Source organism: Pseudomonas sp. 6D_7.1_Bac1, assembly GCF_025465945.1.
GTDB lineage: Bacteria > Pseudomonadota > Gammaproteobacteria > Pseudomonadales > Pseudomonadaceae > Aquipseudomonas.
This window is the reverse complement of the sequence record NZ_JANLNW010000020.1, coordinates 25,270-52,196: the sequence shown is the minus strand read 5'-3', so window position 1 is coordinate 52,196 and position 26,927 is coordinate 25,270. Positions and strand designations below refer to the sequence as shown.

28 protein-coding genes and 1 tRNA gene are annotated in these 26,927 nt (G+C 59.6%); 16 read left to right on the top strand and 13 right to left on the bottom strand.

Translation table 11 applies throughout. The features are described from left to right. The first annotated feature begins 141 nt into the window (after window positions 1–141). Together glnL and ntrC are read left to right on the top strand one after the other, a co-directional pair. The gene (glnL, locus tag NTD87_RS05680; RefSeq protein WP_262112485.1) at window positions 142–1,227 is read left to right on the top strand and encodes a nitrogen regulation protein NR(II); all 1,086 of its coding nucleotides are present in this window, start codon (window positions 142–144) and stop codon (window positions 1,225–1,227) included. Continuing rightward, a complete protein-coding gene (gene ntrC / locus NTD87_RS05675; protein WP_262112484.1) occupies window positions 1,224–2,660 on the top strand; it encodes a nitrogen regulation protein NR(I) in 1,437 nt (478 codons plus the stop codon). Before glnL ends, ntrC begins: the two co-directional genes overlap by 4 nt. Before the next feature lie 478 nt (window positions 2,661–3,138). Here ntrC and NTD87_RS05670 read toward each other — a convergent pair whose 3' ends face one another. After that, window positions 3,139–3,579, bottom strand: coding sequence for a hypothetical protein (locus NTD87_RS05670; protein WP_262112483.1), 441 nt, complete (start codon window positions 3,577–3,579; stop codon window positions 3,139–3,141). Here NTD87_RS05670 and NTD87_RS05665 point away from each other — a divergent pair. Continuing rightward, window positions 3,578–4,033 carry a tRNA (cytidine(34)-2'-O)-methyltransferase gene (locus NTD87_RS05665; protein WP_019691309.1) on the top strand — a complete coding sequence of 152 codons (456 nt, stop codon included), beginning with the start codon at window positions 3,578–3,580 and terminating at the stop codon, window positions 4,031–4,033. The two genes, NTD87_RS05670 and NTD87_RS05665, sit on opposite strands and share 2 nt — an antisense overlap. 224 nt (window positions 4,034–4,257) lie before the next feature. Here the strand turns inward: NTD87_RS05665 and secB are convergent, their stop codons facing one another. The 3 genes from secB to NTD87_RS05650 all read right to left on the bottom strand — a co-directional run bounded on the left by secB (window position 4,258) and on the right by NTD87_RS05650 (window position 5,476). Beyond that, a complete protein-coding gene (gene secB, locus NTD87_RS05660) occupies window positions 4,258–4,740 on the bottom strand; it encodes a protein-export chaperone SecB (RefSeq protein ID WP_262112482.1) in 483 nt (160 codons plus the stop codon). 66 nt (window positions 4,741–4,806) lie between these two features. After that, window positions 4,807–5,061, bottom strand: coding sequence for a glutaredoxin 3 (gene grxC / locus NTD87_RS05655; protein WP_262112481.1), 255 nt, complete (start codon window positions 5,059–5,061; stop codon window positions 4,807–4,809). A gap of 1 nt (window position 5,062) precedes the next feature. After that, window positions 5,063–5,476 carry a rhodanese-like domain-containing protein gene (locus NTD87_RS05650; protein WP_262112480.1) on the bottom strand — a complete coding sequence of 138 codons (414 nt, stop codon included), beginning with the start codon at window positions 5,474–5,476 and terminating at the stop codon, window positions 5,063–5,065. Window positions 5,477–5,627: 151 nt separating this feature from the next. Between NTD87_RS05650 and gpmI the strand changes: the two genes are divergently transcribed. From gpmI to NTD87_RS05625, 5 genes are all read left to right on the top strand, one after another. After that, window positions 5,628–7,157 carry a 2,3-bisphosphoglycerate-independent phosphoglycerate mutase gene (gene gpmI, locus NTD87_RS05645; protein ID WP_262112479.1) on the top strand — a complete coding sequence of 510 codons (1,530 nt, stop codon included), beginning with the start codon at window positions 5,628–5,630 and terminating at the stop codon, window positions 7,155–7,157. Between the two features lie 231 nt (window positions 7,158–7,388). Further along, window positions 7,389–8,681, top strand: coding sequence for a murein hydrolase activator EnvC family protein (locus NTD87_RS05640; RefSeq protein ID WP_262112477.1), 1,293 nt, complete (start codon window positions 7,389–7,391; stop codon window positions 8,679–8,681). A gap of 31 nt (window positions 8,682–8,712) precedes the next feature. Then, window positions 8,713–10,032 carry a S41 family peptidase gene (locus NTD87_RS05635; protein WP_262112475.1) on the top strand — a complete coding sequence of 440 codons (1,320 nt, stop codon included), beginning with the start codon at window positions 8,713–8,715 and terminating at the stop codon, window positions 10,030–10,032. 1 nt (window position 10,033) lies between these two features. Continuing rightward, window positions 10,034–10,834, top strand: a complete 801-nt coding sequence (locus NTD87_RS05630; protein ID WP_262112473.1) for a divergent polysaccharide deacetylase family protein — start codon at window positions 10,034–10,036, stop codon at window positions 10,832–10,834. A 106-nt stretch (window positions 10,835–10,940) separates the two neighbouring features. After that, window positions 10,941–12,194 (top strand): trypsin-like serine peptidase, encoded by a 1,254-nt coding sequence (locus NTD87_RS05625; protein WP_262112472.1) that lies wholly within the window; start codon window positions 10,941–10,943, stop codon window positions 12,192–12,194. Here the strand turns inward: NTD87_RS05625 and NTD87_RS05620 are convergent. The 7 genes from NTD87_RS05620 to NTD87_RS05590 all read right to left on the bottom strand — a co-directional run bounded on the left by NTD87_RS05620 (window position 12,175) and on the right by NTD87_RS05590 (window position 17,972). After that, on the bottom strand, window positions 12,175–12,930 hold the full coding sequence (locus tag NTD87_RS05620; RefSeq protein ID WP_262112471.1) for a substrate-binding periplasmic protein: 756 nt from the start codon (window positions 12,928–12,930) through the stop codon (window positions 12,175–12,177). The two genes, NTD87_RS05625 and NTD87_RS05620, sit on opposite strands and share 20 nt — an antisense overlap. A 66-nt stretch (window positions 12,931–12,996) precedes the next feature. Then, window positions 12,997–13,767 (bottom strand): imidazole glycerol phosphate synthase subunit HisF, encoded by a 771-nt coding sequence (hisF, locus tag NTD87_RS05615; RefSeq protein ID WP_123424013.1) that lies wholly within the window; start codon window positions 13,765–13,767, stop codon window positions 12,997–12,999. Window positions 13,768–13,776: 9 nt separating this feature from the next. Further along, the gene (gene hisA / locus NTD87_RS05610; protein ID WP_262112468.1) at window positions 13,777–14,514 is read right to left on the bottom strand and encodes a 1-(5-phosphoribosyl)-5-[(5-phosphoribosylamino)methylideneamino]imidazole-4-carboxamide isomerase; all 738 of its coding nucleotides are present in this window, start codon (window positions 14,512–14,514) and stop codon (window positions 13,777–13,779) included. Between the two features lie 42 nt (window positions 14,515–14,556). Then, on the bottom strand, window positions 14,557–14,814 hold the full coding sequence (locus NTD87_RS05605; RefSeq protein WP_008024930.1) for a DUF2164 domain-containing protein: 258 nt from the start codon (window positions 14,812–14,814) through the stop codon (window positions 14,557–14,559). Then, window positions 14,814–15,452 carry an imidazole glycerol phosphate synthase subunit HisH gene (gene hisH / locus NTD87_RS05600; RefSeq protein ID WP_262112466.1) on the bottom strand — a complete coding sequence of 213 codons (639 nt, stop codon included), beginning with the start codon at window positions 15,450–15,452 and terminating at the stop codon, window positions 14,814–14,816. The genes NTD87_RS05605 and hisH overlap by 1 nt, the downstream gene beginning before the upstream one ends. Further along, complete coding sequence (gene hisB / locus NTD87_RS05595; protein WP_019691294.1) at window positions 15,452–16,045, bottom strand: imidazoleglycerol-phosphate dehydratase HisB; 594 nt, start codon at window positions 16,043–16,045, stop codon at window positions 15,452–15,454. Before hisB ends, hisH begins: the two co-directional genes overlap by 1 nt. A 265-nt stretch (window positions 16,046–16,310) precedes the next feature. Then, the gene (locus tag NTD87_RS05590; RefSeq protein WP_262112464.1) at window positions 16,311–17,972 is read right to left on the bottom strand and encodes an OFA family MFS transporter; all 1,662 of its coding nucleotides are present in this window, start codon (window positions 17,970–17,972) and stop codon (window positions 16,311–16,313) included. A 272-nt stretch (window positions 17,973–18,244) separates the two neighbouring features. Here NTD87_RS05590 and NTD87_RS05585 point away from each other — a divergent pair, with 272 nt between their 5' ends. The 5 genes from NTD87_RS05585 to NTD87_RS05565 all read left to right on the top strand — a co-directional run bounded on the left by NTD87_RS05585 (window position 18,245) and on the right by NTD87_RS05565 (window position 22,467). Further along, a complete protein-coding gene (locus NTD87_RS05585; protein ID WP_262112462.1) occupies window positions 18,245–18,643 on the top strand; it encodes a PanM family protein in 399 nt (132 codons plus the stop codon). 83 nt (window positions 18,644–18,726) lie between these two features. Beyond that, a complete protein-coding gene (locus NTD87_RS05580; protein WP_262112461.1) occupies window positions 18,727–20,955 on the top strand; it encodes an AsmA family protein in 2,229 nt (742 codons plus the stop codon). Further along, window positions 20,952–22,019 (top strand): A/G-specific adenine glycosylase, encoded by a 1,068-nt coding sequence (gene mutY / locus NTD87_RS05575; RefSeq protein WP_262112460.1) that lies wholly within the window; start codon window positions 20,952–20,954, stop codon window positions 22,017–22,019. Before NTD87_RS05580 ends, mutY begins: the two co-directional genes overlap by 4 nt. After that, a complete protein-coding gene (locus tag NTD87_RS05570) occupies window positions 22,016–22,288 on the top strand; it encodes an oxidative damage protection protein (protein ID WP_008024947.1) in 273 nt (90 codons plus the stop codon). Before mutY ends, NTD87_RS05570 begins: the two co-directional genes overlap by 4 nt. 103 nt (window positions 22,289–22,391) lie before the next feature. Beyond that, window positions 22,392–22,467: transfer RNA gene (locus NTD87_RS05565), tRNA-Phe, on the top strand. 108 nt (window positions 22,468–22,575) lie between these two features. Here NTD87_RS05565 and NTD87_RS05560 read toward each other — a convergent pair. Then, on the bottom strand, window positions 22,576–23,034 hold the full coding sequence (locus NTD87_RS05560) for a carboxypeptidase-like regulatory domain-containing protein (protein ID WP_262112645.1): 459 nt from the start codon (window positions 23,032–23,034) through the stop codon (window positions 22,576–22,578). 333 nt (window positions 23,035–23,367) lie between these two features. On the opposite strand from NTD87_RS05560, the gene NTD87_RS05555 reads away from it, so the two are divergent. The 3 genes from NTD87_RS05555 (at window position 23,368) to NTD87_RS05545 (ending at window position 25,397) form a co-directional block, all read left to right on the top strand. Next, the gene (locus tag NTD87_RS05555; RefSeq protein WP_262112458.1) at window positions 23,368–23,772 is read left to right on the top strand and encodes a hypothetical protein; all 405 of its coding nucleotides are present in this window, start codon (window positions 23,368–23,370) and stop codon (window positions 23,770–23,772) included. Window positions 23,773–23,917: 145 nt separating this feature from the next. Next, window positions 23,918–24,910: an alpha/beta fold hydrolase gene (locus NTD87_RS05550; RefSeq protein WP_262112456.1), complete on the top strand. Its 993-nt coding sequence runs from the start codon at window positions 23,918–23,920 to the stop codon at window positions 24,908–24,910. A gap of 34 nt (window positions 24,911–24,944) precedes the next feature. Continuing rightward, window positions 24,945–25,397 (top strand): hypothetical protein, encoded by a 453-nt coding sequence (locus tag NTD87_RS05545; protein WP_262112455.1) that lies wholly within the window; start codon window positions 24,945–24,947, stop codon window positions 25,395–25,397. 72 nt (window positions 25,398–25,469) lie between these two features. Here NTD87_RS05545 and gabP read toward each other — a convergent pair whose 3' ends face one another. After that, entirely contained in the window at window positions 25,470–26,861 is a 1,392-nt protein-coding gene (gene gabP, locus NTD87_RS05540; protein WP_262112452.1) for a GABA permease, read from the bottom strand. Window positions 26,862–26,927: the final 66 nt, after the last annotated feature.

The window sequence follows — 26,927 nt, the reverse complement described above, 5'->3', positions numbered from 1 at the left end:
AGCTTAAAACGCCCGTTTCAGGGGTTTATTGCTTCTTTTCGGAGCCTTGGTTTGGTTTTTGCATTTTCCTTGCATCAGCGCGTTACCCGCGCGCGCAATCCAGGATCGGCCCTGGGTTGCCCTGCTCCAAAAGAGGTCCTAATGACCATCAGCGACGCACTGCACCGCTTACTACTCGACAACCTGACCACCGCCACCATTCTGCTCGACGCCGAATTGCGCCTCGAGTACATGAACCCCGCGGCGGAAATGCTCCTGGCCATCAGCGGCCAGCGCAGCCATGGGCAATTCATCAGCGAGCTGTTCACCGAGTCGACCGAAGCCCTGAACTCGTTGCGCCAGGCCGTCGAACAGGCGCACCCGTTCACCAAGCGCGAAGCAATGCTCACCGCCCTGACCGGCCAGACCCTGACCGTCGACTACGCGGTGACACCGATCCTGAGCAATGGCGACACGCTGCTGTTGCTCGAAGTGCACCCGCGTGACCGCTTGTTGCGCATCACCAAAGAAGAAGCGCAGTTGTCCAAGCAGGAAACCAGCAAGATGCTGGTGCGCGGCCTCGCTCACGAGATCAAGAACCCGCTGGGCGGGATTCGCGGCGCCGCTCAGTTGCTGGCCCGCGAGCTGCCGGAAGAAAGCCTCAAGGACTACACCAACGTCATCATCGAAGAAGCCGATCGCCTGCGTAACCTGGTCGATCGCATGCTCGGCTCGAACAAGCTGCCGTCGCTAGCAATGTGCAACGTCCACGAAGTGCTCGAGCGCGTCTGTCAGTTGGTGGAAGCCGAAAGCCAAGGCTGCATCACTTTGGTGCGCGACTACGACCCGAGCATTCCGGATGTGTTGATCGACCGGGAACAGATGATCCAGGCCGTGCTGAACATCGTGCGCAACGCGATGCAGGCCATCAGCAGCCAGAACGAGCTGCGCCTGGGCCGCATCACCTTGCGTTCGCGCGCCATGCGTCAGTTCACCATCGGCCACGTGCGCCATCGTCTGGTGACCAAGCTCGAAATCATCGACAACGGCCCGGGGATTCCTGCGGATCTGCAAGAAACCATCTTCTTTCCCATGGTCAGCGGCCGCCCGGACGGTACCGGACTCGGTCTGGCCATTACCCAGAACATCATCAGCCAGCACCAGGGCCTGATCGAATGTGACAGCCATCCAGGCCACACCACGTTCTCGATCTTTCTGCCACTGGAACAAGGAGCCACATCGACATGAGCCGTAGTGAAACCGTGTGGATCGTCGATGACGACCGTTCTATCCGTTGGGTCCTGGAAAAAGCCTTGCAACAGGAAGGCATGACCACGCAAAGCTTCGACAGCGCCGATGGCGTGATGAGCCGCCTGGCGCGCCAGCAGCCGGACGTGATCATCTCCGACATCCGCATGCCCGGCACCAGCGGTCTGGACCTGCTGGCACGGATTCGCGAGCAACACCCTCGGCTGCCAGTGATCATCATGACGGCGCACTCCGACCTGGACAGCGCTGTCGCGTCCTATCAGGGCGGTGCCTTCGAGTATCTGCCCAAGCCGTTCGACGTCGATGAAGCGGTGTCGCTGGTCAAGCGCGCCAACCAGCACGCCCAGGAACAGCAAGGCCTGGAAGTTGCGCCCATCCTGACCCGCACCCCGGAAATCATCGGTGAAGCACCGGCGATGCAGGAAGTGTTTCGCGCCATCGGGCGCTTGAGCCACTCCAACATCACCGTGCTGATCAACGGCGAATCGGGTACCGGTAAAGAACTGGTAGCCCATGCCCTGCACCGTCACAGCCCGCGAGCAGCCTCGCCGTTTATCGCGCTGAACATGGCGGCGATCCCCAAGGACCTGATGGAGTCCGAGCTGTTCGGTCACGAAAAAGGCGCGTTCACCGGCGCGGCCAACCTGCGGCGCGGGCGCTTTGAACAGGCGGATGGCGGCACCCTGTTCCTCGATGAAATCGGCGACATGCCGGCCGACACCCAGACTCGCTTGCTGCGAGTATTGGCCGATGGCGAGTTCTATCGCGTTGGCGGCCATGTGCCGGTCAAGGTCGATGTGCGAATCATCGCCGCGACTCACCAGAATCTGGAAACCCTGGTGCACGCCGGAAAATTCCGTGAAGACCTGTTCCACCGTCTGAACGTGATTCGCATCCACATTCCGCGCCTGTCGGACCGTCGCGAAGACATCCCGACCCTGGCCAAGCACTTCCTCGCCCGCGCCGCGCAAGAACTGGCGGTGGAGCCGAAGCTGCTGAAAAGCGAAACCGAGGAATACCTGAAGAACCTGCCATGGCCAGGCAACGTGCGCCAGCTGGAAAACACCTGCCGCTGGATCACGGTAATGGCTTCGGGTCGCGAAGTGCACATCAGCGACCTGCCACCCGAGCTGCTGAGCCTGCCGCAGGACTCGGCGCCGGTGACCAACTGGGAGCAAGCGCTGCGTCAGTGGGCCGACCAGGCATTGGCGCGCGGTCAGTCGAGCCTGCTCGACAGCGCAGTGCCGAGCTTCGAGCGGATCATGATCGAAACCGCCCTCAAACACACCGCCGGCCGCCGCCGCGACGCCGCCGTACTGCTGGGCTGGGGCCGCAACACCTTGACCCGCAAGATCAAGGAATTGGGGATGAAGGTCGATGGCGGGGATGATGATGAAGGGGATGAGGGTTAAGCACCCTTTAGCTATTCGCTGATCTCCAGATCCAATCGCGAGCAAGCTCGCTCCCACAGAGTTCGATGGTGTTCACGCAATGGGCGGAATACCAAAAACCCACTGTGGGAGCGAGCCTGCTCGCGATGCTTTTAGGGCCTGCGTGCACCGCCTCAATGCACCGTGACCCGCAATCGCGCACAGCAATTGACCCGAAATCCCGCCAGCAACCGCAATAAAACTCAAACCACAGAAACACAAAAGCCCCGAACAATGGGGCTTTCAGCGCTGCACGCGGGCTTTTTGCTTCAACTTGTTAAAACCTGGCACGCGCCCTGCAATAGTCCAATCAGTGATTCGATTCACTACCCAGTTTCGGGGACCTTGGTACAGGCAGGCCGGGGATTCCCCTCTTTACATCCAGGGTTCATCACGCAGACCGCGACGAACCCCTCCCGTTTTGGGAACCTTGGTACAGGCAGGCCGGGGATTCCCTCTTTTATTGCTCCTGGAGATGGATCTCCAACCGCCAGCGGTCATTGACCTCATTGCCGGCCCACTCACCCCTCAGGGGACGGGCCGCCACCAGCGTCAGCAACAAACCCTTATCACTCAAACGCACCCGCCAGTTCACGTCCTTGTCGTTGAGCTTCAACTGGCCGTTCTGCGCCTTGCCTTCGGCTTCAAACAGCAACGCGACGCTGCCGTCGATGAGTTCGCCGTGGATCTTCGGTTCATTGTTGAACCACACCACCAAGCCATCAGGTTCAACCTCAACCTGCTGTAATTCAGTGGGGTCCGGCGTGGTCAGACGACCGATCATCATCCCGACCATGACACCGACGATCGCCAATGAGGCCATCACCCGAGGGAATAGCTTCGGTCGCGGGTCCACTTCAGGCGTAGAATGCCGCCCATCTTTACCTTCGGAGCCGTGCATGTTTCACGTCATCCTTTTTCAACCAGAAATTCCGCCGAATACCGGCAACGTTATCAGGCTGTGCGCCAACAGTGGCTGCCACCTGCATTTGATCGAGCCGCTGGGTTTCGAGATGGATGACAAACGCCTGCGCCGGGCCGGCCTCGATTACCACGAGTATGCCACCCTGCAGCGCCATGCAGATCTTGCCAGCTGTCTGGAAAGCCTTGGCCATCCGCGGTTGTTCGCCTTCACCACCAAGGGCTCGCGGCCATTCCACGACGCCAGCTTCGCCGAGGGCGATGCCTTCCTGTTCGGTCCGGAAAGCCGTGGCCTGCCAGCCGAGGTGCTGGATGCGCTACCTGCCGAACAGCGCCTGCGCCTGCCGATGCGCGAAGGCTGCCGCAGCCTGAACCTGTCCAACACCGTGGCGGTGGCCGTGTACGAAGGCTGGCGCCAGCTCGGCTTCAAGTAGCACCCAGCGCTCAAGCGCTCGTAGCAGCTGCCGAGCCCGCGAGGCTGCGTTCGAGGACGCAGTCCTCGCAAACCCTGAACGCGAGGTATTCCTGAAAGAACTCACGCTCTGACTCTACGACGGCTACGCCGCCGAACGCAGCCTCGCAAGCTCGACAGCTGCTACGGAGTGACAATGAAAAAAGCGCCGTTGAAGGCGCTTTTTTTCGTTGCTGCATCGAACGCTTACTGAACGGTCTGTGCGCCGTCTTGCTGCATGCGTTGCAGTTCTTGCGCGTACAGGGCGTCGAAGTTCACCGGAGCCAGCATCAGAGCCGGGAACGAACCACGGGTCACCAGGCTGTCCAGGGTTTCGCGAGCGTACGGGAACAGGATGTTCGGGCAGAAAGCACCGAGGGTGTGGCTCATCGAGGCTTCGTCGAGGTTCCTGATCAGGAAGATACCGGCCTGCTGAACCTCAGCGATGAACGCCACTTCGTCACCGTTCTTCACGGTAACCGACAGGGTCAGCACAACTTCGTGGAAGTCATTTTCCAGCGCTTTCTGACGGGTATTCAGGTCCAGACCAACACTCGGCTCCCACTGCTGGCGGAAGATCGCCGGGCTTTTCGGAGCTTCGAACGACAGGTCACGCACGTAAATGCGCTGCAAGGAGAATTGCGGTGCAGTTTCTTCTTCGTTAACAGCAGTGTTCTGTTGGTCAGTCATCTCAGATCCTTTCTGATCTTGGGTCTTGTAGGGTTTGCTGTTCTTGGCTGCTCTTGGGTGCGACAGTCAGGCCTTGAGCAGCGCGTCGAGCTTGCCGGCGCGGTCCAAAGCAAACAAATCATCACAACCCCCCACGTGGGTGCTGCCGATCCAGATCTGCGGCACGGACGTACGTCCGGCTTTCTGGGCCATCTCGGCACGCACCTGCGGCTTGCCATCGACCTTGATCTCTTCGAAGGCTACGCCCTTGTTCTCGAGCAGGTACTTGGCTCGCGAGCAGAAGGGGCAGTAATCGCTGGAATAGACGATGACGTTGTTCATATCATTTCACCAGCGGCAGATTGTCAGCTTTCCAGCTGGAGATCCCGCCAGACAGCTTGGCTGCGATGAAACCGGACTTCAGCAGCTCACGCGCGTGGGTTCCGGAGTGCTGGCCCAGGGCGTCGACCAGGATGATGGTCTTGGCCTTGTGCTTTTCCAGTTCACCCACGCGAGCGGTCAGTTTGTCCTGTGGAATGTTCAGCGCGCCAACAATGTGACCAGCGGCGAAATCCTTGCTTGGACGGATATCGACCACTACGCCCTCGTCCTTGTTGACCAGCGCAGTCAACTCAGCAGTGCTGAGGCTGCGGCCGCCGCGGCTCATCTCGCGGGCGATCAACAACGCCAGCAGTACGACGAAGATACCGACGAGCAGATAGTGGTTAGTGGCAAATTCAATCAGGTGAGCAACCATCAAGGAGGTTCCAGGGCGTTAAAATGTCGGCCAGTATACACAGCCACTATGGTGGGCCAAACCCCGTCCGGCGGTGACGCGGTCGGAACTTCGCTTTAAACTGCCACTCCCTTTTTCCATCGCCCCTTTAACTTAAGCCAGAGTGGAATCCATGACTACCACGCCTAAACCTTTGGTCCTGATTATTCTCGACGGCTTCGGTCACAGTGAAAGCCAGGAATCCAACGCCGTGTTCGCGGCCAGGAAGCCGGTCCTCGACCGTTTGTACGCCACCGTACCGAACGGCCTGATCTCGGGTTCGGGTATGGACGTCGGCCTGCCGGACGGGCAAATGGGCAATTCGGAAGTCGGCCACATGAACCTCGGCGCCGGCCGCGTGGTGTACCAGGACTTCACCCGTGTGACCAAAGCGATCCGCGATGGCGAGTTCTTCGAGAACCCAACCATTTGCGCCGCTGTGGATAAAGCCGTTGCTGCCGGCAAAGCCGTGCACTTCATGGGCCTGCTGTCCGATGGCGGCGTTCACAGCCACCAGGATCACCTGATTGCCATGGCCGAACTGGCCTTCAAGCGCGGCGCCGAGAAGATCTACCTGCACGCCTTCCTCGACGGCCGCGACACGCCGCCGAAAAGCGCCCAGTCGTCGATCGAACTGCTGGATGAAGCCTTCAAGACCCTGGGCAAAGGCCGGATCGCCAGCATCATTGGCCGCTACTTCGCCATGGACCGCGACAACCGCTGGGATCGCGTGTCCCAGGCCTACAACCTGATCGTTGACGGTCACGGCGAATTCAACGCCGCCACCGCCCAGCAAGGCCTGCAAGCCGCTTACGAGCGTGGCGAAAGTGACGAATTCGTCAAAGCCACCAGCATTGGCGAGAAGGTCCTGGTTGAAGACGGCGACGCCGTGGTGTTCATGAACTTCCGTGCCGACCGCGCCCGCGAGCTGACCCGGGTATTCGTCGAAGACGACTTCAAGGACTTCGAGCGCGCTCGCCAGCCGAAACTGGCTGGTTTCGTCATGCTCACCCAATACGCGGCCAGCATTCCTGCACCGTCGGCCTTTGCGCCAGGCAGCCTGGAAAACGTGCTGGGCGACTATCTGGCGAAAAACGGCAAAACCCAGCTGCGCATCGCCGAAACCGAAAAATACGCCCACGTGACCTTCTTCTTCTCCGGTGGTCGCGAAGAACCGTTCCCGGGCGAAGAACGCATCCTGATCCCGTCGCCGAAAGTCGCGACCTATGACTTGCAGCCAGAGATGAGCGCACCGGAAGTCACTGACAGGATCGTCGACGCTATCGAAAACCAGCGCTACGACGTGATCGTGGTCAACTACGCCAACGGTGACATGGTCGGCCACAGCGGTGTGTTCGATGCCGCCGTGAAAGCCGTTGAATGCCTGGACCTGTGCGTCGGCCGCATTGTCGATGCACTGGAAAAAGTCGGCGGCGAAGCGCTGATCACCGCCGACCACGGCAACGTCGAGCAAATGTCTGACGAATCCACCGGTCAGGCCCACACCGCTCACACCACCGAGCCGGTACCGTTCATCTACTTCGGCAAGCGCGACTTCAAGATCCGCGAAGGCGGCGTACTGGCAGACGTGGCGCCGACCATGCTGATGCTGTTGGGGCTGGAGAAGCCTGCAGAAATGACTGGCACTTCGATTCTGGTGTAATCGAGTCTTTCAAACGCTGCTAAACCCTGTGGGAGCGAGCCTGCTCGCGATGGCAATCTGACACCCAACATTACTGTTGAATGTTAAGACGCCATCGCGAGCAAGCTCGCTCCCACATTGGTTTTCGGTGTTTTTCAGTCCGGTTATCACACAGCCCCAATTGGACGTTTTTTTTGCAGCCTTGGCCGGGCATACTAGGCTGTCTTTTTCCCCCTGGTGTCGCCCGCCTCTATGCTCCGCGCCCTGATTGCCCTTGCTTTGACCTGCCTGCTCCATCCGGCGTTTGCCGACGAGCGCGCGCAAACCCAACAACAGTTGGACGCCACGCGTCAGGATATTGCCGAGCTGAAAAAGCTGCTGGGCAAATTGCAGGAAGAAAAATCCGGCGTGCAAAAGGAGCTCAAAGGCACCGAGACCGAAATGGGCAAGCTCGAGAAGCAGGTCGATGCCCTGCAAAAAGAGCTGAAGAAAAGCGAATCCGAGATACAGCGACTCGATGGTGAGAAAAAAAAACTCCAGAGCGCGCGCATTGAACAGCAACGACTGATCGCCATTCAGGCCCGCGCGGCCTATCAGAGCGGCCGTCAGGAGTACCTCAAGCTGCTGCTCAACCAGCAGAACCCGGAAAAATTCGCCCGCACCTTCACCTATTACGACTACCTGAGCCAGGCGCGCCTGGAGCAGTTGAAGAACTTCAATGAAACCCTGCGCCAACTGGCCAACGTCGAGCAGGACATCGCCCTGCAACAAGCTCAGTTGCTGGTGCAAAAAAGCAGCCTCGACAGCCAGCGCGACGAACTCGACAACGTCCGCAAGGAACGTCAGCAAGTGCTGGCCAAGCTCAACGACGACGTGAAAGCCCGCGACCAGAAGTTGCAGGCCCGCGAGCAGGATCAGGCCGACCTGTCTAAAGTACTCAAAACCATCGAAGAAACCCTGGCCCGCCAGGCCCGTGAGGCGGAAGAAGCGCGACAAAAAGCGCTGATCGCCCAGCAGGAAGCCGAAAAAAAGCGTTTACGTGAGGCTCAGGCCCAGGCTGAAGCCACTGATGCCCCACGCAAACCCGCCAAATCGACACCCGGCGCACTGGTTTCAAGCGCTGGCGAGTCCTTCGGCGGACCTTTTGCTTCGGCCCGCGGAAAACTTCCCTGGCCGGTTGATGGCCGACTGCTTGCGCGTTTTGGTGAAACCCGTGGTGACGATGCCCGAACCAAGTGGGACGGCGTGATGATCAGTGCCTCCGCCGGCAGCCAGGTGCATGCTGTACACGGTGGCCGCGTGGTGTTCGCCGACTGGTTGCGCGGTGCCGGCTTGCTGGTGATCCTCGACCACGGCAATGGTTTTTTGAGTTTGTACGGCCACAACCAGACGCTGCTTAAAGCGGCCGGTGACGTGGTCAAGGCCGGTGAGTCCATCTCCACTGTCGGTAACAGTGGTGGTCAGGACACACCTGCGCTGTATTTCGCTATTCGTCAGCAGGGTCACCCGAGTGATCCAGCACAATGGTGCCGCGCGCAAGGATAGGCGCCGGACCTAAATTAGGAGTTCGTTCGACATGCTGCATTTGTCCCGCCTCAATTCGCTGGCCCTGACGATCGCCCTGGTGATCGGTGCGCCTCTGGCGTTTGCCGCTCAACCGGCCCCGGCGATTGCGCCTGCGGGCACTGCCGCGACCACCAAGGCGCCATTGCCGCTGGAAGAATTGCGCACCTTTGCCGAGGTCATGGACCGGATCAAGGCTGCCTATGTCGAACCGGTAGACGACAAGACCCTGCTGGAAAATGCCATCAAGGGCATGCTCAGCAACCTCGACCCGCACTCCGCCTACCTGGGTCCGGAAGATTTTGCCGAGTTGCAGGAAAGCACCAGCGGCGAGTTCGGCGGTCTGGGTATTGAAGTCGGCGCCGAAGACGGCTTCATCAAAGTCGTTTCGCCGATCGATGACACGCCTGCCTCCAAGGCCGGCATCCAGGCGGGCGACTTCATCGTCAAGATCAACGGCCAGCCTACCCGCGGCCAGAGCATGACCGAAGCCGTGGACAAGATGCGCGGCAAGACCGGCGAGAAGATCACCCTGACCCTGGTGCGCGACGGCGGTGCACCATTCGACGTGACGCTGACCCGCGCGACCATCCAGGTCAAGAGCGTGAAGAGCCAGTTGCTGGATTCGGGCTACGGTTACATCCGCATCACCCAGTTCCAGGTCAAGACCGGCGAAGAGGTCTCCCAGGCCCTGGCCAAGTTGCGCAAGGACAACGGCAAGAAGCTCAGCGGCATCGTGCTTGACCTGCGCAACAACCCTGGCGGCGTGCTGCAAGCTGCGGTGGAAGTGGTCGACCACTTCATCACCAAAGGCCTGATCGTTTACACCAAGGGCCGCATCGCCAACTCCGAACTTCGCTTCTCTGCCACCGGCAAGGACCAAAGCGAAGCGGTGCCAATGGTCGTGTTGATCAACGGCGGTAGCGCCTCGGCTTCGGAAATTGTCGCCGGCGCCCTGCAGGACCAAAAACGCGCAGTCGTCATGGGCACCACCAGTTTCGGTAAAGGCTCGGTGCAAACCGTGCTGCCGCTGAACAACGACCGTGCGCTGAAGATCACCACCGCGCTGTACTTCACGCCGAACGGGCGCTCGATTCAGGCGCAGGGCATCGTGCCGGACATCGAAGTGCGCAAGGCCAAGATCACCAACGAGCAGGACGGCGAATACTTCAAGGAAGCCGACTTGCAAGGTCACCTGGGCAATGGCAACGGCGGCGCCGACAAACCAACCAAGTCTGGAGGCAAAGCCAAACCAATGCCACAGGATGACGATTACCAGTTGGCCCAGGCACTGAGCCTGCTCAAGGGCCTGAGCATCACCCGCGGCCACTGAGATGCGCCTTCGGGTCATTTTCAGTCTGCTGTGCTGTCTGGCGAGCGCTGCCCACGCGGCGCCTGCCGAGACGGCGGCGCCACACAAGGCTTACCTGAGCCTGATCATCGATGACCTGGGGCAAAACCTGCCCCGCGAGCGCCGCGTGCTGGCGCTGCCCGGGCCGGTGACCACGGCAATCATGCCCGACACACCCCACGCTGCCGAATTTGCCCGCGAGGCCCACCGCGCTGGCAAGATCGTCATGCTGCACATGCCCATGGACCCGGCCACCGGCCCGTTCGCCTGGCATCCCGAGCTGCCCATCGAAGAACTGCAAAAGCGTCTTGATGCCGCCTTCAAGGCCGTGCCCTATACCAGCGGCATCAACAACCACATGGGCAGCCGCATGACCGCTCAGCAACCCGCCATGGCCTGGCTAATGGGTGAGTTGCAACGTCGACACAAGTTCTTTGTCGACAGCCGCACCAGCGCTCAAACCGTCGCCGCCGCCGAGGCGCAGAAGATTGGTCTGGCCAGCGTCTCACGGGATGTGTTTCTCGATGATGAGCGCACCGAGGCCGCGATCTTCACTCAGCTACAGACCGCCATCAATCTCGCCCGCAAACAAGGCTCGGCGGTGATGATCGGCCATCCTTATCCACAAACCCTGGCGGTGCTTGAGCGTGAACTACCCAAGCTCAAGGCTCAGGGCATTGAGTGGATCGACATCAAGTCGATGATCGGCCTGCGTGGCAATCGAGCGACTGCGGCGCATGGCACCGATGGAAACTACCGCCCCTCCCCTCAGACGGTCCGCTGAGCCTCGACCTTCAGCTTTCTGCAACACCATAACTATCTATGCCTCCAGGTACTCAAGCGCGTGCCAGGATAAGGCTCGCTTTGAATTTCATCACCAAGGAATGGCCATGAAATACATGAACCCGCTAGCCCTTTACTGCCTGCTTATCGCCAGTACCTGCCTGCAAGCACGGGACCTGGGAGAAGGTGCCGCCAACGAATCAGCCTCAAAGGCACTGCAAAACAGCGATAAGCGCTACTCACTCTGGAGCGGTATAGGACGCCTGACCTTCAGTTCCGGCGCTTCATGCACCGCCTCCCTGCTCGACACCCGAAACAGCCAAGGCAAAGCCGTAGGGCCTGCGTATCTGATCACCAGCGGTCATTGCGTGCTCTACGAATACGGTACCGCACGCACCAACGTGCCCATCGTTGCGAACATCACCTTCAACTACTTTTATGACGAGCCTGAGCGGCAGATCACCTACCCGGTACGCACCGCCCTTTGGAGCAGCACTGTCGGCACCGATCTCGCAGTAATCAAGGTTGAGCGCTCACTGGCAAGCCTCATCAATGCAGGTGTCAAACCACTCAAACTTGCCGCCCAGCAGAGCGACGAGAGTCGCGACGTGCTGAACATCGGAGCTCCACCAGGGTTCAACGAACAAGGCCTGCGCATGAGCGTTTGCTCGGAACAATCGGCCGGTAGCTTTATCGGGCATCCAGGTGTGTTTCCCCAGGCATTCAGAAATCGATGCGACGCAATCCGCGGCGGCAGCTCCGGAAGCCCGATGCTGGATCGTAGCAACAGTGATATCACCAGCATCGTCAGCAAGTACGCATTGGCTGCCGATGGAACAGACCGGTCAGCGTGCAGTTACAGCGACTCCTGTGAGGCAAGCACCTACAACTACAGTTACTCTGCCAACTTTCTGCACCACTGTTTTATCAATGGTGTGTTCGACGGCAACTCGACAAACTGCTTGTTGCAGCCTGTGGAAATCGCTATCGAAGAGCCCTGGAGCATACGAAGCCACGTCTACGTGGAGCGGAGCACTGTTCAGAAAAGTATTTTGCCAACCTGGAATTACAGGTTTTCAATCAGCGCACCGTTCTATCGATACAAAACCACACGCAACGCAAAAGATTGCCATGTACCGGATCATTACAGTGCGACCTTTGACTCCGCCTCGCCTTATATCAACCGGACCATAGGGCCTCAAACCGGCGTCCACGTGCTGTGTATCATTGGCGTCAACAGCGCAGAACAGCCCATTACCACAGCATTTTTACGAAATGCATTCACGTGGGCGGTTTACCTTATTGATCGCAGGCCAACCGCTCGAAATGCACTGAACGCCATCAGAGATACCGCGCCATGATGTCGTCCACCACGCCTTCCTTGCGCAACTGGTCCAGCGCGGCCTGAAGCTTGGCGACGATTTCGTCCGACACGTCTTTGTTCAGCGCCAAGTACAACTCGGCGCTGTTGAAACGCAGCACGGTCTTGAGCCCGGTCACACCGTCCTGACGAGCCAGATAACGCCCGGCCGGGTCGCCGGTGGCCCAAAGATCGATCTGGCCGTTGACCAGTTTCTTTGCGTTGTCCTGATCGCGCAGCACCACGATGGGAGCGAGCCCCTGCTTGGCCAGGGTCTCGGCAATCGCGTCACCCTTGTAAGCACCGATCTTGTACTTGCGCGCCTGCGCCAGCGATTCGAGGGTGATCTTGCTGTCTGCCTTGGCCAGCATGATCCAGTCATCCGGGCCGATGGGGCCGACCCATTTGAAGAGCTTTTCGCGGTCCGGCAGTCGCGCCATGACGAACACGCCGTAACCGGGTTTTTCCAGGGCGAGCTTGTAGATTCGCTCCCAAGGGAAACGCAGCGTCAGGCTGTAGGTGATGTTGGCACGTTTGAACATCTCGCGGACGATGTCCACGGCGATGCCATTGATGTTGTCTTCCTGAGCGAAGTTCTTGCCGTTCTTCGCCATGTTGTAAGGCGGGAAGTTTTCCGTCAGCAGTACCAGGTCGGTGTCGGGTTTTTCTGCTGCACGCGCCGCGCCGGCCAGTAACAACGAGGCGCTGGCGAGTACGAGAAGAAGACGTTTGAACATGACGATTTACCGGAATCCATGGCGTGCCCAAGCTTGCCCTGAGCCCGCCATGCTGTCCACTGGCCTTTATCGAACGCAGATACCGCGTTGCGCCATATAAGCCTTGGCTTCCGGTACGGTGTATTCGCCGAAGTGGAAAATACTCGCCGCCAACACCGCGCTGGCGTGGCCTTCAAGAATGCCATCAGCCAGATGCTGCAAATTGCCGACACCGCCAGAGGCGATCACCGGAATCCCCAGTGCATCGCTGATGGCACGCGTGACGCCCAGGTCGAAACCGTTTTTCATGCCGTCCTGGTCCATGCTGGTCAGCAGGATTTCGCCGGCGCCCAGGCCTTCCATCTTCTTCGCCCACTCCACCGCATCCAGCCCGGTAGGCTTGCGACCGCCGTGGGTGAAGATCTCCCAGCGCGGGGTTTCGCCCGGCAGTGAAACCTTCTTCGCATCGATCGCAACAACGATGCATTGCGAGCCGAAATGCTGCGCCGCTTCGCCGACAAACTCTGGATTGAACACCGCCGCGGTGTTGATCGAGACCTTGTCTGCACCGGCATTGAGCAGGTTGCGGATGTCTTGCACGGTGCGCACGCCACCGCCAACGGTCAGCGGAATGAACACCTGACTGGCCATGCGCTCGACGGTATGCAGCGTGGTATCGCGACCATCGACGCTGGCGGTGATGTCGAGAAAGGTAATCTCGTCGGCACCCTGCTCGTCGTAGAGACGGGCAATTTCCACCGGGTCGCCGGCGTCACGGATGTTCTCGAATTTCACACCTTTGACGACCCGGCCGTTATCCACGTCCAGGCAAGGAATGATACGTTTGGCCAGCGCCATGGTGAGTCCTCAGCCTTTGTACGCATCGCAGAAAGCTTGCGCTTCAGCGACATCGAGGGTGCCTTCGTAAATCGCCCGGCCGGTGATGGCGCCGATGATGCCCGGCGCCTTGGCGTCGAGCAGCGACTTGATGTCACCCAGATTGTGAATACCGCCGGAGGCGATCACCGGAATCCGCGTGGCGGCCGCCAGCGCTGCGGTGTACGACACGTTACAGCCCTGCATCATGCCGTCTTTGGCGATGTCGGTGTAAACGATGGCAGACACGCCGTCGGCTTCGAACTGCTTGGCCAGGTCGATGACCTGCACGGTGCTGATTTCAGCCCAGCCATCGGTGGCCACGAAGCCGTCCTTGGCGTCCAGACCAACGATCACCTTGCCCGGGAATGCCCGGCAGGCCTCGGCAACGAACGCCGGATCCTTCACGGCTTTGGTGCCGATGATCACGTAGCTCACGCCGGCCTTGACGTAGTGCTCGATGGTTTCCAGCGAGCGGATACCGCCGCCAATCTGGATCGGCAGGTTCGGGTAGCGCTTGGCAATCGCAGTAACCACTTCGCCGTTGACTGGCTGGCCTTCGAAGGCGCCGTTCAGGTCGACCAGATGCAGACGACGGCAACCGCCCTCCACCCACTTGGCAGCCATGCTCACCGGGTCATCGGAGAACACTGTGGAATCTTCCATGCGGCCCTGGCGCAGACGAACGCAGGCACCGTCTTTAAGATCGATAGCGGGAATAATCAGCATCTGGCAAACCTTCAAATTCGAATGTTCAGCTTGGCTCGGAAATCAGTTTTTCTCGAGCGCCCACAAGTCGCTTTCGATGCTTTCGAACCTCTCTTTGAGGTGTGTCTGCACATCGAAAATCGCCCTGTTGTAATAGTGCGGAGCAATTTCGCGGGTAAACAGCTCAAGAATTTCAGCCGCCTCGAATGAGCCCAGATCGAGTTCGAAGCGGTCTTCCATGAAACGCTTGATCTTGTGATTGGCCTCGTTCTCTTGCTCAGGGGTGAGCGTAAGGATCGGCGGCTTCTTCTTGACGGCCATTACCAGCGACCGTCCCACGCAGCGAAGTTCTGCAGCAATTGCAGGCCATGGGTATGGCTCTTCTCCGGGTGGAACTGCACGGCGAAACGCGAACCATCGGCCAGCGCTGCGGCGAAGTCGACGCCGTAGTGACCGCCCCCCACCACCTGCCGCGGGTTACCGGCGGCAATGTAGTAGCTGTGCACGAAGTAAAAACGCGCCAGGTCCGGAATGTTGTGCCACAGCGGGTGATCCACCGTCTGCTTCACTTCGTTCCAGCCCATGTGCGGGACTTTGAGATGTTCGCCGTCCTCAATCAGACCTTTGCCGAAGAACTTCACCTGGCCTGGAAACAGGCCAATGCAGTCGACGCCGTCGTTTTCTTCACTGCGCTCAAGCAAAGCTTGCATGCCCACGCAGATGCCGAGGAACGGACGGTCCTGGCTGACTTCACGCACCAGCGAGTCGAAGCCCAGGCGACGGATCTCCGCCATGCAATCGCGAATCGCGCCCACACCGGGGAAAACCACCCGGTCGGCTTCGCGAATCACGTTGGCATCGCTGGTGATCAGCACCTTGCCGGCACCGACGTGCTCGAGGGCCTTGGCCACCGAGTGCAGGTTGCCCATGCCGTAATCGATAACCGCGACCGTCTGCATTACAGAACGCCCTTGGTCGACGGCATTTGCCCGGCCATGCGTTCATCCAGCTCGACAGCCATGCGCAATGCGCGACCGAAAGCCTTGAACACGGTTTCGATCTGGTGGTGGGTGTTGTGCCCACGCAGGTTGTCGATGTGCAAGCTCACGTTGGCGTGGTTGACGAAGCCCTGGAAGAACTCTTGGAACAAGTCGACATCGAAGCCGCCGACAGTGGCGCGGGTATACGGCACGTGCATCTGCAGGCCCGGGCGGCCGGAGAAGTCGATCACCACGCGCGACAGCGCTTCATCGAGCGGCACATAGGCGTGGCCGTAACGACGGATGCCTTTTTTGTCGCCGATAGCTTTGGTGAAGGCTTGACCCAGCGTAATGCCGACGTCTTCCACCGTGTGGTGGTCGTCGATATGCAGGTCACCCTTGCACTCGATATCCAGGTCGATCAGCCCGTGACGGGCGATCTGGTCCAGCATGTGCTCAAGGAAGGGAACACCGATATTGAATCGGGCCTTTCCGGTGCCATCCAGGTTGATCGAGGCTTTGATCTGGGTTTCCAGAGTGTCGCGCTCGACAGACGCCTTACGTTCGGCCATCACCAGCTCCGCAAAATCATTGGGCGAAAAAGGCAACCATTATAGGGGCGCGGGCGCCAAACAGAAACACGCGAGGTGATATCCCTGACGGGCTGAACCCAACGCCGCCGGGGATATACATGTCAGTACAAGCGGTTTCGTTGCAAAACCGCAAAACAAAAGTGGGAGCGAGCCTGCTCGCGATGAGGCCTCCACATTCAACATCGCTGTCGACTGTCAGGCCGCTATCGCGAGCAGGCTCGCTCCCACAGGGGTATTGCGTTTGTTAGTGGAACAGGACGGCAGTCTTCTGCAACGTCACCCAGACACCCCACGCCAGCGGAATACCCACCACCAGCCACGCAGCAACGGCCAATGGCACGCTACCCGAGGTAGCTTTCCACTCCAGCACGGTGGTGCTGTCAGCGCCCTTGTCGTGGCCCAGCGCCTGTTCGGCGGCCAGTTGCGCATCCGTCATGAAGTACTTGTCTGCCACCGGACGTACCAGCAGGTTGCAGAGGAACCCCAGCACCAGCAGGCCGGCGAGGATGTACAGGGTGATGTCGTAAGCCGCAGCACGCTCGACGCCGATGCTCAACTGATACTCACGCAAGTAGTTCACCAACACCGGACCGAGCACGCCCGCAGCAGCCCAGGCAGTCAGCAGCCGACCGTGAATCGCTCCGACCATTTGCGTGCCGAACAGGTCCGCCAGGTACGCCGGAACCGTTGCAAAACCACCGCCGTACATCGACAGGATGATGCAGAACGCCGCAACGAACAGTGCAACGTTACCCAGATGGCCGAGGTTCGGGATCAGCGCGTACAGGGCAAAACCCAGGGCGAAGAATACGAAATAGGTGTTTTTGCGGCCCAGGTAGTCAGAGAACGATGCCCAGAAGAACCGGCCACCGATGTTGAACAGGCTCAGTAAACCGGTGAAACCCGCTGCGATTGCCGCGATCGACGCCAATTGCGAAGCGTCCAACTGGCCGAAGGTCAGATCGTTGCCGAGCAATTTACCGGCGAACACTTCCTGCAACAGCGGCGAAGCCATGCCAAGAATGCCGATACCCGCCGACACGTTCAGACATAGCACCAGCCACACCAGACGGAACTGCGGAGTTTTCCATGCGACGTTCACGTGCACGTGACGGTGAGTGATCATCGCATTTGCGGTTTTTTTCGCCGGCGCGGTCCAGCCTTCAGGCTTCCAGCCGGTCGGCGGAACACGGTACGACAGCGCACCACCGATCATGAACACGAAATAGATCGCGGCCATCACCAGAAAGCTCTGCCACACACCCACGCCCGTCGGCGAAGCGAAATGCCCCATCAACGCAGCGGCCAGCGGAGCACCGACCATCGCACCACCACCGAAACCCATGATCGCCATACCGGTCGCCATACCGCGCTTGTCCGGAAACCACTTGATCAGGGTCGAGACCGGCGAGATGTAACCCAGACCGAGGCCAATACCACCGATGACGCCGGAGCCGACCCACATCAGCCAGATCTGGTGGGTATAAATCCCCAGCGCGGAAATCAGCAGACCACCGCACCAGCACAGCGCCGAGACAACACCGGCCTTGCGCGGCCCGGCATGTTCCAGCCAGCCGCCCCAGATCGCTGCCGAGCAGCCAAGGAAGATGAAGAACAAGGTGTAGATCCAGCCGAGCATCGAGATCGGCCAGTCACACTGGGACGAAAAGATCTGCGCGATGAAGCTCATGTCCGCCGAACAGGTCACCGGGGCAGTTACGCCCAGGGCTTTGGACAGCGGCAACCAGAACACCGAAAAGCCGTAGGCCATGCCAATGCACAAGTGGATGGCCAGCGCGGCCGGTGGAACCAGCCAACGGTTGAAACCGGGCCTGGCGATGATCCGCTCCTTGGACAGGAACGCTGACTGGACGGGAAGAATACCCGCCTCGGTGCTCGTGCTCATTTGTGTTTCCCCCAATTATTAGTATCGTTCGCCAGACACTCTTCACCCACGGCCTTATTGCACGCAGGCATGGCCGTTTTATTGAGTGGAGCTCTGTTCGGGCGCGACAACAGGTCGCAGAGGGACCGACGAACGGCGAAGATTACCATTTGCTCGCGACAGAAAAACCAGACTGATACCGCCTTTTATGTGACATCTGTTCCGATCACGCACTAAAAAACCGTTTCACCCGTTGGCGGGTCATGCCCGGCCACCCTTTCACAGGAAACCCTATGCCCATCGTCGTCGAGTCGCTGAACGAACCCAGCTATCAGGATCAGCAGGATCTGCAGAAGATCTACCACGACGCCCCGCAGTGGCTGTTTGCTCCGTTCAACGATGAGCGGCAACTGATTGAACACGGCTTGCGCGACGGTTCGTTGATCGCCGGACGCTTCAATGACCGACTGCTCGGTGCGGCACGCCTGCACCGGCAGCAGGACATCTGGCAGCTGTCCCATTTGTGCGTGCGAAAAATCACCCGTCGCCGTGGTGTCGCTGAGCGACTGGTCAGCGAAGCGCAAAAAATGGCCGAGCTCGCGGGGGCGGCGTTGCACCTGCTGGCCCCGGCCGGGCACCTCGAAGCCCAGGCACTGGCCGCCAAGCTCAAACTGCCGCTGGACGTGCTCTAGAGCGATCAGTGACCAGTCGTCGGTTTCGGGGCGCTATACTCCCTGGCTAAATTTCGACATTGACTCATTACAAGGACTCGCCCATGAAAGCGTTCGGCAAAATCCTGGGTCTGGTGCTTCTCGGGCTGTTGCTGATCATTGTGGCGCTGGGCTTTGCCCTGACCCACCTCTTCGATCCCAACGACTACAAAGACGAGATTCGCCAGATTGCCCGCGACAAGGCCCACATCGAGCTGACGCTCAATGGCGATATCGGCTGGAGCCTGTTCCCCTGGCTCGGCCTTGAACTGCACGAAGCCAGCGTCGCGACCCTGGCCAACCCGACCCAACCGTTTGCCGACCTGCAAATGCTCGGCCTGTCCGTGCGGGTGCTGCCGTTGCTGCGCCGTGAAGTGCAGATGAGCGATGTCCGCGTCGAGGGCCTGAACCTGCGCCTCAACCGCGACAAGGATGGCCACGGCAACTGGGAAGACATCGGCAAGGTCCCACCTGTAGCCGCCAAGGCAGATGCGCCGGTCACCGGCACCAGCGAACCGACCGCCGAAATACCCGCCGCCCCGGAAAAACCGGCCCAACCGGTTCGTCTGGACATCGACAGCCTGACCGTGAACAACGCTCGGGTTGAATACAACGATGAGCGCACCGGCAGGCAGTTCAGCGCCGAAAGCATCCAACTGAGCACCGGCCCGGTGCACGACGCGACCGACATTCAGGTCAAGCTCACCGCGTTCCTGAGCAGCAACCAGCCGGATGTGCGGGTGCGTACCGAACTCAACGGCGATCTGCGTTTCGAACGCGCCCTCCAGCGCTACAAGTTCGAAGACATGAAACTCACCGGCGAAATCACCGGTGAACCGCTGCAAGGCAAAGCCGTGACCTTTTCAGCTCAAGGTCAACTGTCGCTGGATAAAGCGGCGAACGTCGCCGAGTGGACCGGGATCAAGATCTCCGCCAACCAGTTGCGCGCCTTGGGCGAACTGAAAGTCAACGACCTGGACAAAACCCCGCAGATCAGCGGCGGCGTGTCGATCGCCCAATTCGACCTGGCGAAATTTGTCGACAGCATCGGTCAGAAACTCCCGGCCATGGCCGAGGACAGCCTGAGCAAAGTCGAGCTGGTCAGCCGTTTGGCGGGCACCCCGACCAGCGTGGTGTTGGACAACATCAACCTGAAAGTCGACGACAGCAGCTTCAGCGGGCGTATCGCCGTCGAGGATTTTGCCAAGCAATCGTTGCGCGTGCAGCTCAAGGGCGACACCTTCGACGCTGATCGCTATCTGCCGCCAACATCCGCCGAAGCCAACAGCGCCACAGTGGCCCGCCAGTCGGAAGTCAAAAGCACCGAGGCCGACGCGCTGGCCGGCGTCGGCAGCACGCCGTTGCCGAACGCCCCCACCAAAGGGGCCTGGAGCAGCGACAAACTGATTCCAGCGGAGCGCTTGAGCAAACTGGATCTGGACGCTGACCTGACCTTCGGCCAACTGACCCTCGGCAAGCTGCCGATCCAGAACGCAGCGCTGAAAGCTACTGCCCAAGGTGGCCTGCTGACCCTGGAAAACCTGCGTGGCGATCTCTACAACGGCAACTTCGACGCCAAGGGCACGTTGGATGTACGCCAGCCCGTACCGCTGCTGAGCATGCATACGCAGATCAGCCGGGTCCCGGCGGAAAAGATTCTCGAAAGCCAAGGGAAAACCCCGCCGGTCAAAGGCCTGGTAACGCTCAACAGCAACCTGACCGCCAGCGGCAATAGCCAGAAAACGCTGATCGACAGCCTCAACGGCACTGCCAGCTTCGTGCTCAACAACGGCGTGCTACTCAACGCCAACCTCGAGCAACAACTGTGCAAAGGCATTGCCACCCTGAACCACAAATCCCTCAGCAGCGAACCGCGCGGCAAGGACACGCCCTTCCAGGAGTTCAAGGGCAACCTGACGTTGCGTAATGGCGTGGCCAGTAATCCGGACCTGAAAGTACGCATCCCGGGCATGATCGTCAGCGGTAGCGGTGACGTCGACCTGCGCGTGCTGGGCATGGATTACCGCGTTGGCGTCATCGTCGAAGGTGACAAGAGCGACATGCCGGACCCTGCCTGCCAGGTCAACGAGCGCTACGCCAGTATCGAGTGGCCATTGCGCTGCCGTGGGCCGCTGGAACTCGGTGCCAAGGCCTGCCGCCTGGACAGTGAACGTCTCGGTCAGGTGGCGAGCAAACTGGCTGGCGACAAGCTCGGTGAGAAACTCGAAGAGAAGCTTGGCGACAAAGTCAGTCCAGAACTGAAAAATACCCTCAAGGGGCTGTTCAAACGATGAGAGCCGAGCAGTTTTCAACGGCGGTGCTGGACTGGTACGACCGCCACGGCCGCCACGACCTGCCCTGGCAACAGGGCATCACCCCGTATCGGGTATGGGTCTCGGAGATCATGCTGCAGCAGACCCAGGTCAGCACCGTGCTGAACTACTTCGACCGCTTCATGGCTTCATTGCCAACAGTCGAAGCCCTGGCCGCCGCACCGGAAGATGAAGTGCTGCATCTGTGGACCGGGCTGGGTTACTACACCCGCGCTCGCAACTTGCAAAAGACCGCGAAGATCGTCGTTGCCGAGTACGGCGGCGAGTTTCCTCGGGATGTGGAAAAGCTGACTGACTTGCCAGGCATCGGCCTGTCCACCGCTGGCGCCATTGCCAGCCTGAGCATGGGCCTGCGCGCGCCGATCCTCGACGGCAACGTCAAACGGGTGCTGGCACGCTTTACCGCGCAAGAGGGTTACCCCGGCGAGCCAAAGGTTGCCAAACAGCTGTGGGCCAACGCTGAGCGCTTCACGCCTTACGATCGGGTCAACGCCTACACCCAAGCGATGATGGACCTGGGCGCCACGCTCTGCACCCGCAGCAAGCCGAGTTGCCTGCTGTGCCCACTGGAAAAGGGCTGCGAAGCGCACATGCTCGGTCTGGAGACGCGCTACCCGATCCCCAAACCGCGCAAAACCGTGCCACAGAAGCGCACGCTGATGCCGATGCTCGCCAACCGCGACGGCGCCATTCTGCTTTACCGCCGCCCTTCCACGGGCTTGTGGGGCGGTTTGTGGAGCCTGCCGGAACTCGACGACCTCGACGATCTGGAACATCTGGCGCTGCAACACTCGCTGGAACTGGGCAAGCCCGTAGAACTGCAAAGCCTGGTGCACACCTTCAGCCATTTCCAACTGGCTATCGAACCCTGGCTGGTCCAGGTCCAGGAGGTCGGCCATCACGTGGCCGAGGCCGACTGGCTCTGGTATAACCTCGCCACCCCGCCGCGCCTGGGTCTTGCCGCTCCGGTGAAAAAGCTGCTGAAGCGCGCGGCCGACGTATTGAACGCAGGAGAGTCGTCATGACCCGCACCATCATGTGCCGCAAGTACAAAGAAGAACTGCCCGCCCTGGAGCGCGCTCCATTCCCGGGTGCCAAAGGCCAGGACATTTTTGACCACGTCTCGGCCAAGGCCTGGGCCGACTGGCAAAAACACCAGACCCTGCTGATCAACGAAAAACGCCTGAACATGATGAACGCCGAAGACCGCAAGTATCTTCAGGGCGAGATGGACAAGTACTTCTCCGGCGAGGAATACGCCAAGGCCGAAGGCTACGTTCCACCTGCCGAGTAATCCCGTAAAAATGGGGGTTGGATCGTAAGCGACGGTAATAATTAAATATTTTTTGAAAACTTGCTTGACGACCCCCTGAAAAACCCGTTTAATGCGCCCCGTTGCCCAGATAGCTCAGTCGGTAGAGCAGGGGATTGAAAATCCCCGTGTCGGCGGTTCGATTCCGTCTCTGGGCACCACATTCAGCTTTCATGTGGTGTCAACATCACGTGAAAGCCCACAAAAAACCCGCCTCGTGCGGGTTTTTTGTTGCCTGCGTTTTTTTAATTGACCTGCAAACTCTATTGTCAGCTCGCATCACTCCAGTGGATGTTCAGGGTACGAACGCCACCGTCCCTGAGATCAATCGTGTGACGCACTTCGTGACCATTACGCTCTGTCACGACGACGTACTTGCCAGCGGGTAACCGAGTCAAAACAATAGGGCCCGCTTCATCCAGCGTCAGCACTTCATGACCTTTTGGACCCTGAATGGCCACCTTGACGTCAGGCACGTACTCATTGGCCCGTCCAGTTGAAAAAGTCATGTGCAGGTTATAACCCCCGATCCGTTGAATTGCGCACGATTCATCCCAACCGATACCACCGAACATGAAGTTCACTCCGTTCTGTTGTTGCTGCTCCAGTTGCACGCCCGACGGATCAATTGGGCCACGGCAGACCTCCGCCTGAACACTGGAGGCAAGCAAGCCGGTAAGCCCGACCAGAACAACGCCTGATAGCGTAAGTAAACGCAAGGATCTCATGATGACGACTCCCGGACCCGTAGCGAGTCCAACGAATTCGATGCCACCCATGAAGCCGATGCCATAAAACGGTGACACCCGGTGCTATCCCCTGCATCACGGCCCAAGCCGAAAACAGGTTAGTGCACTGCTTTCACTTTTAAGACTTCCCTTGCAGACCGTTCGTTTAGATCAATTGGTTGTGAAAGCTGCCACCGATACAACTGCCGGTTGTCAGCCAGTTCGCCCGTCAAGCCGCTATCAAGGACAATCGAACAATCCACCCTTGGGAAATTCGCCGACCTGCGCTTCAATAGCGCCCTCCCCTTGCTCCTGAACTAAGGATCGAAGCCCATGGCATCGGCGAACAAGCAGCACAAAAGAACCCAACGCGCCAAAGCCAAGGCCAAACAAAATCGCGTGCAGCGCGCCACTGCTCCGGTCGAACTGGACCCGAACGATGAGCGCATCGATTTTGAGTCGGTGGACTTGTCCGAAATGTTCGAAAGAATGCGCACCGCCGAGAAAACCAGCCAGCAAGCGCTGTGCACTGCTTTCCTGGAAGACCCGCTGCTGGAACTGGTGCTGGAACAGGAAGGCGAAGAAGGCGCCACCGACTTCATCCTCGCGGCACTGATCGAGTATCGCCAGTGGTCGACCGAAGCGGACGAGGCCAAAGCTCTGGCATGGATCGAAAGCCCGCAGTTCCAGGCTGACTATGTGGCCGCCTCCGAAGCGCTGGTGAAATCGCCTCGGTAATTCTGCGACTCCAAGGAACGGCCGCTGTCAGCGATGACAGTGGCCGTTCTTTGTTGTGGCTACACCACTAAAAACCGCCCGCAGATTGTTCCTCCGCGACTTGAAGACTATCGTTGGCAGCAAACCGCGCCCAGGGCTTCATCCAATGGATCCGTCGAACACGCCCATTCTGACACCGTCGTCACCTACCCAGATTGAACTGCCGCTGCCAACCACCGGCCCCAGCGAATCATTCAAAGAACCGGCGGCCGATGGCGTTGTCCTCGCTGGTTTTACCTGGCGACACGCCCTTCTGGATGCCAACCGCCCGGTCGTGATCATCAACGCAGCAACCTCGGTGCGCTGCCGGCATTACTTTCGTTTCGCCGACTACCTGTTTGCCAACGGCTTCGACGTCATTACTTACGACTACCGCGGTATCGGTGAATCCAGACCCGCCTCACTGCGCGGGTTCAAGGCGTCCTGGTCGGACTGGGGCGCGCTGGATTTCGAAGCCATGCTGCAGCGGGCGACACGAGAGTTTCCCGGTCAACCTATCGATGTGATCGGTCACAGTTTCGGTGGCTGCGCGGCAGGGCTGGCGGCTTCCGGGCAGGTGATCCGGCGCCTGGTCACCGTGGGCGCGCAGTTCGCTTACTGGCGAGATTACGCCTCGGCCAGCCGCTGGCGGATGTTCATCAAGTGGCACCTGGTCATGCCGCTGATGACGAGGTTCTACGGCTACTTCCCCGGTAAACGTCTCGGCTGGCTCGAAGATACGCCAGCCGGTGTCGTCCACGACTGGAGCACTCCCGCCGCTCGCTACGAACAACGCCCCAGTGGTCGCGTAATCGCCGCAACCCTCCAAGGGCTGCCCTTCGCCACCGTTACCGCGCAAACCCTAGCAATCAGCCTCAGCGACGATCCCTACGGCACCGTTGCCGCCATCGAGCGCCTGCTCGGCTACTTCAAGGCCAGCGCCAACACGCACCTACGGATTGCCCCAGAAGACATCGGTGAAGTGGAAGTCGGACATTTCGCCTTTTTTCGCAGCCCATACCAAGCCACACTATGGCCCATTGCATTGTCCTGGCTACAGAACGGCGAATTGCATCCCGACACGCCAGGACGGTTGGTACCACGCAGCGTACCCACCTGACAGCGCTCTCCCACACGAATACGGAACGAAGTACATGGCCGCCACGAACAAGCAGCAGAAACGCGCCAAACGCGCCAAGATCAAAGCCAAGCAGATTCGCATCAGCGGCAGAAAACCCATCGCCATGCATGACGACCCAAACGCACCAGGCGAGCAAATGCCTGAGTACACCCTGGCGATGTTCAGCAAAATGCGCGAAGCAGAGGCCATCAGCCGCAACGACATGCTGCTGACCCTGCTGTCGAACCTCAGCGAGATCATCAACGACCATCCAGAACTGCTGGACATGGAAAACGCCGAGAACGAGGCCATGGCCGCCACTCACCTCGCCGCCGACATGCTGATCGACTACCGCATGTGGACCGATGGCATGGACCGCGAGGCCGCCCAGGCCTGGCTCACAGAGCCGCAGTTCATCACCGACTTCGGGAGTGCGCTGGACAGCTATCGCGAGTCGCTGGAAGCCGAGGACGAAAAATCCGCGTAAAGCGTTACATCAAAAACAAAAACGGCCGCATGTCATCCCTGACAGCGGCCGTTTTGCGTTACGCGGGGCGAATCAGCTCAACACGACCGCGCCACGTTGTTCCAGTTTGCGACGGCGAGCCACAAACAAACCGGCAGCCACCACCAAAAGGCTCAACAGCCCCGTGGCAAGGATTTCCACACGATGGGCATCCTGAAACAGCATGATGGTCAGGGCCGCCACGATGAATACGATCACCGCGTAGGTCAGGCCCGGGAACAGCCACATGCTGAAGGCGATTTTTTCGCCGCGTGCCATGCGCTGTTTGCGCATGCGCAGTTGCGAAATCGCGATCACCAGGTACACCAACAGCGCAATAGCGCCGGAGCTGGCCAGCAGGAATTCGAACACCGCAGCCGGGGCCACGTAGTTGGCGAACACCGCGAGGAACGCCGCGCAGGTAGACAACATGACGGCCCAGTACGGCGTGCCGCTCTTGTTGGTGCGCTGGGAAACGGCCGGTGCATCACCACGCTTGCCCAGGGAGAACATCATGCGGGATGAGGTGTACAGCGCCGAGTTCAGGCAGCTGGTCACAGCAACCAGCACCACGATGTCGACGATCAGCTTGGCATTCGGGATGCCCATGCGCTCAAGCACGGTCTGATAGGAGCCGACGCTCGCCAGTACCGGGTCGTTCCACGGCACCAGTGCGACAACAATGAAGATCGACACGAGGTAGAACAAACCAATCCGCCAGATCACCGAATTGGTGGCCTTGGAGATTTGCTGGCCAGGGTTCTTCGACTCCGCGGCCGCGATGGTCACGATCTCGGTGCCCATGAAGGAAAACATGGTGGTCAGGATGGCGCCCAATACGGCGCCCATGCCGTTTGGCAGGAAGCCCTGAGTGTCGAACAGGTGCGAAACGCCGCTGACCTGGCTGCTTGGCAGGAAGCCGAAGACCGCCATGACACCGAGGACAATGAAGCCGATGATCGCCAGGACCTTGATCAGAGCGAACCAGAATTCGAACTCACCGTAGTTCTTCACGCTGAACAGATTGGTCACTGTCAGCAGCAAAGTGATGATCAGGGTAAATGCCCAGATGGCCACGCTGGGGAACCAGGCATGCAGGATAGTCGCGGCGGCGTTGGCCTCCAGCGGGATTACCAGAACCCAGAACCACCAGTAGAGCCAGCCGATGGTGAAACCGGCCCAGTGACCGATAGCGCGATCGGCGTAGGTCGAGAAGGAGCCTGTGTCCGGAGAAGCAACGGCCATTTCGCCAAGCATGCGCATGACCAGCACTACCAGCATACCGGCGGCAGCGTAGGCCAACAGTACGGCCGGGCCTGCGGCGGCGATGGCGTGACCCGAGCCAACGAACAGGCCGGCGCCAATAACACCGGCAATCGACAACATGGTCACATGGCGCGGTTTGAGCCCCTGTTCGAGGCCATTAGAGCTTTGGGTACTGCTCATTGAAACTACCTTTGTAAGGAGAAGCGATTGCGTCCATCCCGCTTGGCGTCCTTCTCGTAAAAAGAA